The sequence below is a fragment of the Pseudomonas sp. R3-52-08 genome (genome assembly GCF_003851745.1).
In the GTDB taxonomy this organism is placed as follows: domain Bacteria; phylum Pseudomonadota; class Gammaproteobacteria; order Pseudomonadales; family Pseudomonadaceae; genus Aquipseudomonas.
In genome coordinates, this window is record NZ_CP027730.1 from 1,665,146 (window position 1) to 1,679,081 (window position 13,936).

Annotated in this window: 13 protein-coding genes; 8 read left to right on the top strand and 5 right to left on the bottom strand. The window is 61.5% G+C overall.

Features of this window, described 5'->3' with window-relative positions; genetic code table 11:
• Positions 1-5 precede the first annotated feature (5 nt).
• Genes C4J91_RS07690 through C4J91_RS07700 form a run of 3 tightly spaced genes read left to right on the top strand, consistent with a single transcriptional unit; the run spans position 6 to position 1,893 of the window.
• Positions 6-533 (top strand): MFS transporter, encoded by a 528-nt coding sequence (locus tag C4J91_RS07690; protein ID WP_124361773.1) that lies wholly within the window; start codon positions 6-8, stop codon positions 531-533.
• A 30-nt stretch (positions 534-563) separates the two neighbouring features.
• Complete coding sequence (locus C4J91_RS07695; RefSeq protein ID WP_124361774.1) at positions 564-1,340, top strand: class II glutamine amidotransferase; 777 nt, start codon at positions 564-566, stop codon at positions 1,338-1,340.
• 10 nt (positions 1,341-1,350) lie between these two features.
• Positions 1,351-1,893, top strand: coding sequence for a DUF2937 family protein (locus C4J91_RS07700; RefSeq protein ID WP_005786113.1), 543 nt, complete (start codon positions 1,351-1,353; stop codon positions 1,891-1,893).
• Positions 1,894-2,000: 107 nt separating this feature from the next.
• Here C4J91_RS07700 and C4J91_RS07705 read toward each other — a convergent pair whose 3' ends face one another.
• Positions 2,001-2,915 carry a LysR family transcriptional regulator gene (locus C4J91_RS07705; RefSeq protein WP_124361775.1) on the bottom strand — a complete coding sequence of 305 codons (915 nt, stop codon included), beginning with the start codon at positions 2,913-2,915 and terminating at the stop codon, positions 2,001-2,003.
• 177 nt (positions 2,916-3,092) lie between these two features.
• Between C4J91_RS07705 and C4J91_RS07710 the strand changes: the two genes are divergently transcribed.
• Genes C4J91_RS07710 through C4J91_RS07720 form a run of 3 tightly spaced genes read left to right on the top strand, consistent with a single transcriptional unit; the run spans position 3,093 to position 5,439 of the window.
• Positions 3,093-3,833, top strand: coding sequence for a 5-oxoprolinase subunit PxpA (locus C4J91_RS07710; protein WP_124361776.1), 741 nt, complete (start codon positions 3,093-3,095; stop codon positions 3,831-3,833).
• Positions 3,830-4,534 (top strand): 5-oxoprolinase subunit PxpB, encoded by a 705-nt coding sequence (gene pxpB / locus C4J91_RS07715; protein WP_124361777.1) that lies wholly within the window; start codon positions 3,830-3,832, stop codon positions 4,532-4,534. The genes C4J91_RS07710 and pxpB overlap by 4 nt, the downstream gene beginning before the upstream one ends.
• A complete protein-coding gene (locus C4J91_RS07720; RefSeq protein ID WP_124361778.1) occupies positions 4,531-5,439 on the top strand; it encodes a biotin-dependent carboxyltransferase family protein in 909 nt (302 codons plus the stop codon). Before pxpB ends, C4J91_RS07720 begins: the two co-directional genes overlap by 4 nt.
• 133 nt (positions 5,440-5,572) lie before the next feature.
• On the opposite strand, the gene C4J91_RS07725 is transcribed toward C4J91_RS07720, so the two are convergent.
• The 3 genes from C4J91_RS07725 to C4J91_RS07735 all read right to left on the bottom strand — a co-directional run bounded on the left by C4J91_RS07725 (position 5,573) and on the right by C4J91_RS07735 (position 8,884).
• On the bottom strand, positions 5,573-6,751 hold the full coding sequence (locus tag C4J91_RS07725) for a VWA domain-containing protein (RefSeq protein ID WP_124361779.1): 1,179 nt from the start codon (positions 6,749-6,751) through the stop codon (positions 5,573-5,575).
• Positions 6,751-7,596, bottom strand: coding sequence for a MoxR family ATPase (locus tag C4J91_RS07730; protein ID WP_003189627.1), 846 nt, complete (start codon positions 7,594-7,596; stop codon positions 6,751-6,753). Before C4J91_RS07730 ends, C4J91_RS07725 begins: the two co-directional genes overlap by 1 nt.
• A 211-nt stretch (positions 7,597-7,807) precedes the next feature.
• Positions 7,808-8,884 carry a DUF748 domain-containing protein gene (locus C4J91_RS07735; protein WP_124361780.1) on the bottom strand — a complete coding sequence of 359 codons (1,077 nt, stop codon included), beginning with the start codon at positions 8,882-8,884 and terminating at the stop codon, positions 7,808-7,810.
• A 126-nt stretch (positions 8,885-9,010) separates the two neighbouring features.
• Between C4J91_RS07735 and cysK the strand changes: the two genes are divergently transcribed.
• Complete coding sequence (cysK, locus tag C4J91_RS07740) at positions 9,011-9,985, top strand: cysteine synthase A (protein WP_124361781.1); 975 nt, start codon at positions 9,011-9,013, stop codon at positions 9,983-9,985.
• A gap of 139 nt (positions 9,986-10,124) precedes the next feature.
• Positions 10,125-11,060, top strand: a complete 936-nt coding sequence (locus tag C4J91_RS07745) for an aspartyl/asparaginyl beta-hydroxylase domain-containing protein (protein ID WP_124361782.1) — start codon at positions 10,125-10,127, stop codon at positions 11,058-11,060.
• A gap of 125 nt (positions 11,061-11,185) precedes the next feature.
• Here C4J91_RS07745 and acnA read toward each other — a convergent pair whose 3' ends face one another.
• Positions 11,186-13,927 carry an aconitate hydratase AcnA gene (gene acnA / locus C4J91_RS07750; protein ID WP_124361783.1) on the bottom strand — a complete coding sequence of 914 codons (2,742 nt, stop codon included), beginning with the start codon at positions 13,925-13,927 and terminating at the stop codon, positions 11,186-11,188.
• Positions 13,928-13,936 lie beyond the last annotated feature (9 nt).

Below are 13,936 nucleotides of genomic sequence, written 5' to 3' on the forward strand. Positions count from 1 at the left end.
GGACGGTGGCCGGCATTGCAGCCGCGACACGCAAAAGCCGTTATCATAGCCGCCTCTTTGCCAGCCTTGCCATGGACACCATGACCGAGAACGACTATCTGACCGCTTGGGGCCTTTACGCCTTCGCCGCTTTGGGCTGCCTGTTAGTGTGGTGGCGCATGACCCGCTGGATGTGGCGCTGGCTGCGTGAGCCGTTGCAGTTACTGATGGCGGTGCTGTTGCTCAGCCCCACCATCGTCGACCCGATCAAGACCCAGTTCGCGCCGGCCGTGGCGATCACCGCCCTGGACCTGGTGCTCAAGGTCGGCAATAACGCCTGGCGCGCCATCTCCGACCTGTTCATGTACACCATGATCGTGTTCGGGCTGTACATCGTGTTCGTGCTGATTCGCTGGCCCATCGAGCGCGCCGCCAACGCCCGCCGCGAGCGCAAGGCCGCCACGGATGCCGCATTAGCCGCCGAGCCGGAAGAAGACGAACCGTTCCATCGCCCGGCGCCCGTCGGTGGCATGCGGGTCGAACCGCGCCTTTAACGTTGTCCGCCCTGCAGCGAGAGCCCTGGCATGTGTGAATTATTGGGCATGAGTGCCAACGTCCCCACCGATATCGTGTTCAGTTTCACCGGGCTGATGCAGCGGGGCGGGCGTACCGGCCCGCACCGCGACGGTTGGGGCATCGCCTTCTACGAAGGCCGTGGCCTGCGCCTGTTCCAAGACCCGGCCGCGAGCAGCGAGTCGGAAGTCGCGTTGCTGGTGCAGCGTTATCCCATCAAGAGCGAAGTGGTGATCGGCCATATCCGCCAGGCCAATGTGGGCAAGGTGAGCCTGGCCAATACCCACCCGTTCGTGCGCGAACTGTGGGGGCGCAACTGGTGTTTCGCGCACAATGGCCAACTGGCCGACTTCACCCCCCGCGCCACCTTCTACCGACCGGTCGGCGACACCGACAGCGAAGCGGCATTCTGCGACCTGCTCAACCGCGTGCGCGAAGCCTTCCCCGAGCCGGTGGACATCGAGCACATGCTGCCGGACCTGATCGCCGCCTGTGCCGAATACCGTAGCAAGGGCGTGTTCAACTGCCTGCTCAGCGATGGCGACTGGCTGTTTTGCTACTGTTCGACCAAGCTGGCGCAGATCACCCGGCGCGCCCCGTTTGGCCCGGCCCGCTTGAAAGATGTCGACGTGATTGTCGATTTCCAGGCCGAAACCACTCCCAATGACGTGGTAACGGTGATCGCCACCGAACCTCTGACCGACAACGAAAACTGGACCCGCTACGAACCGGGCCAATGGAGCCTGTGGCGACGCGGTGAATGCGTCAGCCAGGGCGTTACCGAATAAGGAATCGACGATGTTGCTCAGTTATCTGCGGTTGGTGCTGTTTGCCATTGGCTTGTTGGTCGGTGTGCAAGTGCCGGGCTTTATCAACGATTACGCCAAGCGCGTCGAAGCCCACCTGATCGAGGCCCAGACAGGCCTGCGCGGGTTCGAGTCCACCGCGCAGCAGTTCTTCAACGGTGACATGCAAGCTTTGGTGGCGCATTACCGTGCCAGTGACGATCCGGTGTTCCAGAGCGACGCGAGCAGCCTGGGCGCGATGCTCGACCGGCAGCTTGAGTTGGACAAGCAATTCCAGGCCATGCAAGGCCCCTGGTACATCCGCGCCCTGCAAGTGGCGGTGGCCGCCGATCCGGATATTCGCCTGGAAACCTGGAATGGCTACAGCTACCAGATATTGCTCACGCCCGAAGCCATGGGCTGGGGCCTGGGTGGGGCGATGCTGTTGTCGTTCGGTATCGAATGCCTGTATCGCCTGATCGATTGGGTGGTGCTGGGCGGCCGGCGCCTGCGCCAGAGCCGGCCGATCGAAGAGCGGGACCTCAAGGGCCTCTAAAATGTGGGAGGGGGCTTGCTCCCGATAGCGATGTGTCAGTCAGCCTATGTTTGGCTGACCCACCGCAATCGGGAGCAAGCCCCCTCCCACATGTGTATCCGGTTTAGTCAGTTGCTCAGCACCATCCGCTCTTCGCCGACCTCTTCGGCGTAGCGAGCAACGACCTTCTGGCACAACCCCACAATCTCCTCCACCAATTCCACCCCGACCCGCCACGACACCACCACCTGCAGGTTCGGCAGTTGCTGCGCCATCGGCAGCATCACCAATTCCCCCCGTGCCAGCTCTTCGCTGACCAGCACCGGCGGCAGTGCGCCAATGCCAAAGCCATCGCGCAGTAAACGGGTGATGGCCGATACCGAGTTGACGCAATTCATGCGCGGCGCGGCCACGCCGTTGGCCTGCATCAAGCTCAACACATCCTGATGGGGGCAGGAGTTTTTCGAGTAGGTGATGATACGTTCCTGGGCCAATTCGGCGAGGGAGGCGTAGTCGCGGTTATAGATCGACTGGCTGGCGACGATCCACGCCATAGGGTGGCTGCCCAGTTCCAGGCTGCGCACGCTTTCCAGGCGCAGCAGGTCGGTTTGCAGGATCAGGTCCAGGAAGCCTTTTTGCAGCTGATCGCTTAAGTTCAATGCAGTATCGGCGACCAATTCGATTTCTACCCGCGGGAACAGGCTCATCAACTCAGCAACCAACGGGCTGAGCCAGGTGTGAATCACGGTGTCCATCGCGCCGATCCGAATCCGTCCGACCTTGCTGCTGGTGGTCTCCAGGGACTGTTTCAAGCCCTGCATGGTCACCATCATCTGTTCGGCATAATCGAGCACCTTCAAACCTTCCGGGGTCAGGCTTACGCCACGCGAATCGCGCAGGAACAGCTTCACCCCCAACTCGCTTTCGAGCACGGCAATGCGGCTGGAAATCGACGCCTGGGTGGTGAACAGCTTTTCGGCGGTCAGCCGGAAACTCTTGAGCTTGGCCACCCAGACGAAGGTTTCGAGGAACTTCAAATTCATGGGATCAACTTTTTCTTATGCTTGGATCGGTTTTTATTAGTTGGACGCCGCACCGGGCCAGCGCCAAAAATCGAGTCGTTCCACGATAAGCGTCGTTGGGGTTAAGGACAACATCGTTGCGAGATGTTGGTAAAAGATCCCACACTACAAAAAAACAAAGCCTACAGGAGCGACCCCGTGAGCCGCCTGCTATTGAATTGCGACATCGGCGAAAGCTTTGGCAACTGGACGATGGGTCTGGACGCTGAAGTCATGCCGTTCATCGACTGCGCCAACGTGGCCTGCGGCTTCCATGCCGGCGACCCGAGCATCATGCGCAAGACCGTCAGCCTGGCGCTCAAGCACGCCGTGCAAGTGGGCGCACACCCGGCTTATCAGGACCTGCAAGGCTTCGGCCGGCGCTCCATGAACTACACGCCCGAGGAAATCCAGGACCTGCTGCACTACCAGATCGGTGCGCTGGATGGGATCTGCCGGGCACAAGGGGGGCGCGTCAGTTACGTGAAACCCCATGGCGCGATGTACAACGACATGATGGCCAACCCCGCCCAGCTGCGCGCGGTGATCCAGGCCGTGGCCGCTTACGGCGACCTGCCACTGATGTTGCTGGCCACGCGCGACAACAGCGCGGCCCAGGCCGTGGGCGATGAATACGGCGTGACCCTGTGGTTCGAAGCCTTCGCCGACCGCGCCTATGACAGCCAGGGCCATCTGGTTTCCCGCCAACTGCCGGGTGCGGTGCACCACGATACCGAGACCATCGTCAATCAGGCGGTGACTATTTCCCGAGGTGAGGCCCTGACCGCCAGCGACGGCAGCGCTTTGGTCTTGCAGGCCCACACCTTGTGCGTACACGGTGATAACGCCAGCTCGGTGGCCGCGGTGCAGCGTATCCGCCAGGCGTTGAAACCAGCATGAAGCCACGGATTGAAGTGGTGGCCATCGACTGCCTGATGGTGCGGCTGTTCGATGTGATTGCCGAAGCCAACATGCCGTGGATGCTCGCCGCCACCCAGCGGTTGCGCAGCGGGTTCGGCGGTGCCTTGGTCGACCTGGTGCCGTCCTACACCACTTTGATGGTGCATTACGACCTCGCCACCCTGGCCCCGGCCGAGGCGCGGGCGTTGATCGACCAGGCGCTGACCGACCTGCAGCCCCAGGCCCAGGGCGGCGGCCGCTGCCATGTGCTGCCGGTGTGGTACGACCTGAGCGTTGGCCCGGAACTGGCCTTGCTGGCGCAGCGCAGTGGGCTTGCGGTGGCTGAAGTGATCCGTCGCCACAGCACTCACCTTTATCAAGTGTTCGCCCTCGGTTTCGCCCCCGGTTTTGCCTTTATGGGGCTGGTGGATGAAGTCCTCGCCACACCGCGCCTCAGCACCCCGCGCAAACGCGTGACGGCCGGCAGTGTGGGTATCGCCGAGCGGCAAACCGCCGCCTATCCGGTGGTGTCCCCCGGTGGCTGGAACCTGATCGGGCGCACCCCGGCCAAGCTGTTCGACCGCGAGCGCGACGGCTACAGCCTGATGCAGCCAGGCGACACGGTGCGCTTCGAGGCGGTCAGCCACGCGGAGTTCGTCAACCTGGGCGGCGATGACACGCCCTTGGAGGCACAGGCATGAGCCGCTTGTTGATCGAAGCCAGCACGCCGCTGTGCCTGTTGCAGGATGCCGGGCGTTTCGGCGTGCGCCACCTGGGCGTGACCCAGGGCGGCGCGCTGGATTGGGTATCGATGTCGTGGGCCAATTGGCTGCTGGGCAATGCGCTGGATGCGCCCGTGGTGGAAATCACCCTGGGCGGCTTTACCGTGCAGGCCGAGGACTATTGCCTGTTGGCCTTGGCCGGTGCCGACCTTGGCGCCTTTATCGACGAGCGCGCCATCAGCCCGGGGCGCAGTTTTATCCTGCAAAAAGGCCAGCGCTTGCGCTTTACCCAGCCGTTCAAGGGCGCACGGGCTTACCTGGCGGCGCCGGGCGGGTTCGATGCGCCGCAGGTGCTGGGCAGCTGTGCAACGGTGGTGCGTGAGGAGTTGGGCGGCGTCGACGGTTTGGGCAAGGCATTGGTCGAAGGCGGGCGCTTGGCTTATTCCGGCACGGGCGGGGCGATGAAGGTGCTGGCCAACCCGGATTTGCAATCCGGTGCCTCACTGGACGTAATCGTCGGCGCCCAAATAGGCCAGTTCAGCGGGCAGAGTTTATTCGACGCGTTCAACACCGAATGGGCGCTGGACAGCCGCGCCGACCGCATGGGCATGCGCTTGCTCGGCACGCCGCTGCACTATCAGGGGCCGTCGTTGATTTCCGAAGGCATTCCGTTGGGCGCGATCCAGGTGCCGCCGGATGGGCAGCCGATTGTGCTGCTCAATGATCGCCAGACCATTGGTGGTTATCCCCGGTTAGGCGCGTTGACGCCTTTATCCTTGGCACGGCTTGCGCAGTGTCTGCCGGGCGAGAACGTGCGATTGGCACCCGTGGTGCAGGAAACCGCGCACCGGCAGCACATCGACTATTTGCGCCGATTCCAGTAACACTGCAGTCCAAATGTGGGAGGGGGCTTGCTCCCGATTGCGGTGGTTCAGTCACTGATGTATTGACTGACACACTGCAATCGGGGGCAAGCCCCCTCCCACATTTGATCTCCTACAGGGCTTGGGTCTTCATTCACTTGGAGAGAAAACGCATACCTTCTTCCAACCCGCGCAACGTCAGCGGGTACATCTGGTCCTCCACCAACTCGCGCACGATCCCCGTCGACGCCGTATAACCCCAGGTATCCTTGGGATACGGGTTTATCCAGATCAGCTTCTTGTACTTGGCCATGAACCGCTGCATCCATACATACCCAGGCTCCTCGTTCCAGTGTTCGACGCTGCCGCCGGCCTGGGTGATTTCATAGGGCGCCATGGACGCATCGCCGATAAAGATCACTTTGTAGTCTGCGCCATACTTGTGCAGCAGGTCCTGGGTGGAGGTGCGCTCCGAGGTGCGGCGCTGGTTGTTCTTCCACACAGACTCGTACACGAAGTTATGAAAGTAGAAGTACTCCAGGTGCTTGAACTCGGTCTTGCAGGCAGAGAACAGCTCTTCGCAGATCTTCACATGGGCGTCCATCGAGCCGCCGATATCGAACAGCAGCAACAGCTTGATGGTGTTGCGCCGTTCGGGACGCATCTGGATATTCAACAGCCCGGCGTCGCGCGCGGTGTGGTCGATGGTGCCATCGATGTCCAGCTCTTCCGCCGCGCCCTGGCGGGCAAACTTGCGCAGGCGGCGCAGGGCGATCTTGATGTTGCGCGTGCCGAGTTCCACCTGATCGTCGAGGTTTTTGTACTCGCGCTGGTCCCACACCTTCACCGCCTTGCCCTGGCGCTTGCCCGCGTCACCCACGCGGATGCCCTCCGGGTTGTAGCCGCCGGAACCAAAGGGGCTGGTGCCGCCGGTGCCGATCCACTTGTTGCCGCCGGCGTGGCGTTCTTTCTGTTCTTCCAGGCGTTTCTTGAATTCTTCGATCAGCTTGTCGAGGCCGCCGAGGGACTGGATCTGCGCGCGCTCTTCATCGCTCAGCAAGCGCTCGAACTCCTTGCGCAGCCACTCTTCGGGGATCAGCGCCTGCAGGTGATCGTCGAGCTTTTCCAGGCCGTTGAAATAGGCGCCGAAAGCCCGGTCGAACTTGTCGAAATGCCGTTCATCCTTGACCAGGATCGCCCGCGCCAGGTAGTAGAACTCGTCCATGTCGGCGAAGGTCACGCGTTGTTTCAGCGCGTTGATCAGGTCGAGCAGCTCGCGCACCGACACCGGTACCTTGGCGGCCCGCATTTCATTGAACAGGTTGAGCAACATCAGCGATTACCGCGACGGCTCATGAACGCCAGACGCTCCAGCAATTGTACGTCCTGCTCGTTCTTCACCAAGGCGCCTGCCAGCGGCGGGATGGCCTTGGTCGGGTCGCGCTCGCGCAGCACGGCTTCGCCGATATTGTCGGCCATCAGCAGCTTGAGCCAGTCCACCAGCTCGGAGGTGGAAGGTTTTTTCTTCAAACCGGGCACCTTGCGCACGTCGAAGAACACGTCCAGCGCTTCGCTGACCAGGTCTTTCTTGATGTCCGGGTAGTGCACGTCGACGATTTTTTGCAGGGTGGTGCGGTCGGGGAAGGCGATGTAATGGAAGAAGCAGCGGCGCAGGAACGCGTCCGGCAGCTCTTTTTCGTTGTTGGAGGTAATGATGATGATCGGGCGTTTCTTGGCCTTGATGGTCTCGTCGATTTCGTAGACGTAGAACTCCATCTTGTCGAGCTCTTGCAACAGGTCGTTGGGGAACTCGATGTCGGCCTTGTCGATTTCGTCGATCAGTAGGATCACCCGCTCCTCGGACTCGAAGGCTTCCCAGAGCTTGCCCTTTTTCAGGTAGTTGCGCACGTCGTGCACCTTGTCCACACCCAGTTGCGAGTCGCGCAGACGGCTGACCGCGTCGTACTCGTAGAGGCCCTGGTGGGCCTTGGTGGTGGACTTGATGTGCCAGGTGATCAATCTGGCGCCAAAGGACTCGGCCAGTTGCTCGGCGAGCATGGTCTTGCCGGTACCCGGTTCGCCCTTGACCAGCAGCGGACGCTCCAGGGTGATGGCGGCGTTGACGGCCAGTTTCAGGTCATCGGTAGCCACATAGGCCTGGGTGCCTTCGAACTTCATCGGTCATTCCTCGAATTCATCAATGCCCGACTATACCGCGCAGCCCCGGCGACTGTGAACGCAGACGGGCTATTCAGTCTCTGAATGGCCGGTCACGTCAGTCCGGTCAACGCAGTCAATGTGGGAGGGGGCTTGCCCCCGATAGCAGTGGTTCAGTCACCGATGTATAGACTGACACACCGCCATCGGGAGCAAGCCCCCTCCCACAGTTCTAATCGGCGCTGGGCTTGGGTTGTTCATAACGGGCGTTGAACGCCTGGATGAACCCGTTGCGCAGAATCGCGATCACCGCGGAAAACGCACTGACGTTTTGTTGATGCACGCTGCCGCTCAGCTCCACGCGGGTGGCGAACTGGTTTTTGCGCTGGTTCTTCAACACCGTCTCGCTGGCGCCAACCACAGCCTCCCAGATCGAGCGGAAGATGTTCTTGTCTTTGTTTTCCACGTCCTGCTGCCAGTCGAACACCTCGACATCGCGCAGCAGCGGCTTGATATAACCGCTCAGTTGGCCTTTTTCGGCCTGGGCTTCGATCACCACGTCGCCGGTGCCGGCCTTGAAGTCGAACTTGCCATAGGCCGAGGCGAAGTCATTCATGCGCTTGAGTTGCAGGTCGCGGGCGCGCAAGCGAAATTCGAACTCTTCGAAATCGCTCAGCGGGTCAAAGGTGGCGTTGGCTTCCAGGGGCGCCTGGTCTTGCAACAGCGCCTTGCCCTCGAAACGCGCATCGCGCTTGCCTTTGACGTCCACCACGTTGGTCAGGTTGTAGAAACTGGCGTTGACCCCGGTGGCGTTGAGGTTGACCTTGGGCGTGGAGCTGAAGTTATGAAACGAGATCTTGCCGTCTTCGATGCGCACTTCGTTGAGGGTGATCGGCAGCAGCTTGCGCAGTTGTTCCTGCCAGTCGGTGCCTTTACCGGTCTGGGAGGCCTGCTTGTTGGCGCCACCGTCGACGAAATTGACCTCGGGGCGTACGAAATGCCCTTCGGCCACCACCGCATGGTCGTACCACAGCGAATGCCAGCTTACTGCGAACTCGATGAGCGGCGCCTTGATGAACGGCACCGGTACCTTACCGTCCACCTTGACGATCTGCAGACCGTTGATCCGGTAGGCGCCGCGCCATAAAGCCAGGTCCACATCGGCAATTTCGCCACGGTAGTCGCCCATATTGGCGAGCCTTTCATTCAGGTAGTTGCGCACCAGGTAAGGCAGCGCGATGTGCACGGCAACCAGTACCAGCACCAGCCCGGCGAGGGTCCAGAGCGGCCAGCTGTAACGACGTTTCATGGGGCAGTCCTCCTTGCTCGTAGGTGATGGACTGTTGCAAGGGGCGCAACGTTCCTCCGACTGGACGCCTAGGGGCACGAGGCATACCCTTGGGACCTTTCTGGACATTGCCAAATAGGATCCGTCATGAGCCGCATCTTTGCAGACAACGCGCACTCCATCGGTAATACGCCTCTGGTGCAGATCAACCGCATCGCACCGCGCGGGGTCACCATCCTGGCCAAGATCGAAGGGCGCAACCCAGGCTACTCGGTGAAGTGCCGCATTGGCGCCAACATGATCTGGGACGCGGAAAGCAGCGGCAAACTCAAGCCGGGCATGACCATTGTCGAGCCCACCTCCGGCAATACCGGGATCGGCCTGGCGTTCGTGGCGGCGGCACGCGGCTACAAACTGCTGCTGACCATGCCCGCGTCCATGAGCATCGAGCGTCGTAAAGTGCTCAAAGCCCTCGGCGCCGAGCTGGTGCTGACCGAACCGGCCAAGGGCATGAAAGGCGCGATTGAAAAAGCCGCAGAAATTGTCGCCGCCGACCCTGGCACCTACTTTATGCCGGGCCAGTTCGAAAACCCGGCAAACCCAGCCATCCACGAGAAAACCACCGGCCCGGAAATCTGGAACGACACCGACGGCGCCGTGGACGTGCTGGTGGCGGGCGTGGGCACGGGCGGCACCCTCACCGGTGTGTCGCGCTATATCAAGCACACGGCGGGCAAGCCGATTCTGTCAGTGGCAGTGGAGCCGCTCGTGTCGCCGGTGATCACCCAGGCGCTGGCCGGCGAAGAGATCAAGCCCAGCCCGCACAAGATCCAGGGCATTGGCGCCGGTTTCGTGCCGAAAAACCTCGACCTGTCGATGGTCGACCGCGTGGAGTTGGTCACCGACGAAGAATCCAAGGCCATGGCCCTGCGCTTGATGCAGGAAGAAGGCATTTTGTGCGGCATCTCCTGCGGCGCGGCCATGGCGGCGGCGGTGCGCCTGGCCGAGAAGCCGGAAATGCAGGGCAAGACCATCGTGGTGATCCTGCCGGACTCCGGTGAGCGCTACCTGTCGAGCATGTTGTTCAGCGATTTGTTTACCGAGCAGGAAAACCAGGCTTGAGCTCCTACACCACAGGGCGACGGCGTGTTGATTCAGGTCAGCCGGTTGGCCAAGGCCTTCTGCATAATGGCCCAAATGTTTATCATGGCCGGCTGTTACGTCTGCTGTTGGCCAGGCGCTTATTTCCAGGAGTTGCTGCATGACCTTTTCTTTGGCCGCCAAACTGTCGGTGTTGCTGCTGTTTATCGGCAGCACGCTGTACGTGCACCTGCGCGGCAAGGCCCGTTTGCCGATGTTGCGCCAGTTCGTCAACCATTCGGCGCTGTTCGCCCCGTATAACGCCTTGATGTACCTGTTTTCTGCGGTACCGTCCAAGCCCTACCTGGACCGCAGCAAGTTCCCGGAACTGGACGTGCTCAAGGACAACTGGGAAGTGATCCGCGAAGAGGCCATGCACCTGTTCGACGAGGGCTACATCCGCGCCGCCGAAAAGAACAACGATGCCGGTTTCGGCTCGTTCTTCAAGAAAGGCTGGAAGCGCTTCTACCTCAAGTGGTACGACAAACCCCTGCCATCGGCCGAGGCCTTGTGCCCGAAAACCGTGGCGCTGGTCAGCAGTATCCCCAACGTCAAGGGCGCGATGTTTGCGTTGTTGCCGGGCGGCAGCCACCTGAACCCGCACCGCGACCCGTTCGCCGGCTCCCTGCGCTATCACCTGGGGCTGTCCACGCCGAACTCCGACGACTGCCGCATCTTCGTCGACGGCCAGGTCTACGCCTGGCGCGACGGTGAAGACGTGATGTTCGACGAAACTTATGTGCACTGGGTCAAGAACGAAACCGATCAAACCCGTGTGATCCTGTTCTGCGACATCGAACGCCCGCTGAGCAACCGCCTGATGACCCGCGTCAACCGTTGGGTCAGCAAGCAGCTGGGGCGTGCTACCGCGCCGCAGAACCTCGACGACGAACGCGTGGGTGGGATCAACCAGGCGTATGCCTGGAGCAAGACCTTCAGTGACAAGTTCAGCGGCCAGGTCAAGCAGTGGAAGCGCAAGCATCCCAAGGCCTACCGCATTGCGCGGCCGGTGCTGGCGGTGATTGTGCTGGTATTGCTGTGGAAGTGGTTGTTCTGATCGGAGCGCGGTCAAAAATGTGGGAGGGGGCTTGCTCCCGATGGCGGTGTATCAGTCAGCTTATCTTTAGCTGACCCACTGCCATCGGGGGCAAGCCCCCTCCCACATTGGTTTTGCAGTGCTGCTCAGGAAGCGATCAACTGGCGCAGCACGTAGTGCAGGATACCGCCCGACTTGAAGTATTCCACTTCGTTAAGCGTATCGATCCGGCACAGTACCTCGATCTTTTCGCTGCTGCCATCTTCCCGGGTAATCACCAACGTCAGGTTCATCCGGGGTTCGATCTCGGCATTCGTCAGCCCGAGGATATCGATCTTCTCCTTGCCGGTGAGCTGGAGCGACTTGCGGTTCTGGTCCAGCTTGAACTGCAACGGCAGCACGCCCATGCCCACCAGGTTGGAGCGGTGGATTCGCTCGAAGCTTTCCGCGATCACCGCCTTGACGCCCAGCAGGTTGGTGCCCTTTGCCGCCCAGTCGCGGCTCGAACCGGTGCCATATTCTTGGCCGGCGATTACCACCAACGGTGTGCCCGATGCCTGGTATTTCATCGCGGCATCGTAAATCGCCATTCTCTCGCCGGTCGGGATATACAGCGTATTGCCACCTTCCTCGCCGCCGAGCATTTCGTTGCGGATCCGGATATTGGCAAAGGTGCCGCGCATCATCACTTCATGGTTGCCCCGGCGTGAGCCGTAGGAGTTGAAGTCCCGTGGTTCCACGCCTTGCTCGCGCAGGTAGTGGCCGGCCGGGCTGTCGGTCTTGATATTGCCGGCAGGGGAGATGTGGTCGGTGGTCACCGAATCACCGAGCAGGGCCAGTACGTTGGCGCCCTTGATGTCTTCGATCACCGGAAGCGGCCCGGCGATATCGTCGAAGAACGGCGGATGCTGGATATAGGTGGAATCCTTCTGCCACACATAAGTCGCCGCCTGCGGCACCTCAATCGCTTGCCATTGTGCGTCGCCGGCAAATACCTCGGCGTATTCCTTGTGGAACATGCCCGTGCTGACCTGGGCCACCGCGTCGGCGATTTCCTGGCTGCTGGGCCAGATGTCCTTGAGGTACACCGGGTTGCCCTGCTGGTCATTACCCAGGGGCTCGCTGCTGATGTCGATACGCACCGTACCCGCCAACGCGTAAGCCACCACCAGGGGCGGCGAGGCTAGCCAGTTGGTTTTCACCAGTGGGTGCACGCGGCCTTCGAAGTTGCGGTTGCCGGACAACACCGAGGCGACGGTGAGGTCGGCTTGCTGGATGGCTTTTTCAATCGGCTCGGGCAGCGGCCCGGAGTTGCCGATGCAGGTTGTGCAGCCGTAGCCCACCAGGTCGAAACCGAGGGTGTCCAGGTAGTGGGTGAGGCCGGCCGCCTTGTAATAGTCGGTAACCACTTTCGAACCCGGCGCCAGGGAGGTCTTGACCCATGGCTTGCGCGTCAGGCCTTTTTCCACGGCCTTCTTCGCCACTAGCCCGGCCGCCATCATCACGCTGGGGTTGGAGGTGTTGGTGCAGGAGGTGATGGCCGCGATGACCACGGCACCGTTTTTCAGGCGATAGGTGTTGCCTTCGTATTCGTAATCGGCTTCGCCCACCAGGTCGGCATTGCCCACGGCGACGCCGCCACCGCCTTCGCTTTCCAAGCGGCCTTCTTCCTTGCTGGTGGGTTTGAATTGCAGGTCGAGGAAATCACTGAACGCCTGGCCGACATTGGGCAAGGCGACACGGTCCTGCGGGCGTTTCGGCCCGGCGAGGCTGGCTTCGACGCTGCCCATGTCCAGGGCCAGGGTGTCGGTGAAGATCGGCTCCTGGCCGGCGTTGCGCCACAGGCCCTGGGCCTTGGTGTAGGCCTCGACCAGCTTGACAGTTTCCGTCGGGCGACCGGACAGGCGCAGGTAGTCCAGCGTCACCTCGTCGACCGGGAAAAAGCCGCAGGTAGCGCCGTATTCAGGCGCCATGTTGGCAATGGTGGCGCGGTCGGCCAGGGGCAAATCGGCCAGGCCATCGCCATAGAACTCGACGAACTTACCGACCACGCCTTTTTTGCGCAGCATCTGGGTCACGGTCAGCACCAGGTCGGTGGCGGTGATGCCTTCTTTCAATTTGCCGGTGAGCTTGAAGCCGATCACTTCCGGGATCAGCATAGACACCGGCTGACCGAGCATCGCCGCTTCCGCTTCGATCCCGCCCACGCCCCAGCCGAGCACGCCGAGGCCGTTGATCATGGTGGTGTGGGAGTCGGTGCCCACCAGGGTATCGGGGAAGGCGTAGGTGCGGCCGTCTTCATCTTTGGTCCACACGGTGCGGCCGAGGTATTCCAGGTTGACTTGGTGACAGATGCCGGTGCCCGGCGGCACCACGCTGAAGTTGTCAAAGGCGCTCTGGCCCCAACGCAGGAAGGCGTAACGTTCGCCGTTGCGCTGCATTTCGATATCGACGTTTTGCTCAAAGGCGTCGGCGTTGCCGAATTTGTCGACCATCACCGAGTGGTCGATCACCAGGTCGACCGGCGACAGCGGGTTGATGCGCTGCGGGTCGCCCCCGGCCTTGGCCACGGCGGCGCGCATGGCGGCCAAGTCGACCACGGCGGGCACGCCAGTGAAGTCCTGCATCAGGACGCGGGCGGGGCGGTACTGGATCTCACGGTCGGACCGGCGTTCCTTGAGCCAGGCGGCGATGGCCTTGAGGTCGTTGCCGGTGACGGTCTTGGCGTCTTCCCAGCGCAGCAGGTTTTCCAGCAGCACTTTGAGCGACATCGGCAGCTTGTCCAGGTCACCCAGGCTCTTGGCGGCTTCGGGCAGGCTGAAGTAGTGGTAGGTCTTGCTGTCTATTTGCAGGGTTTTAAGGGTTCTCAGGCTATCAAGGGATGACATTACATGACT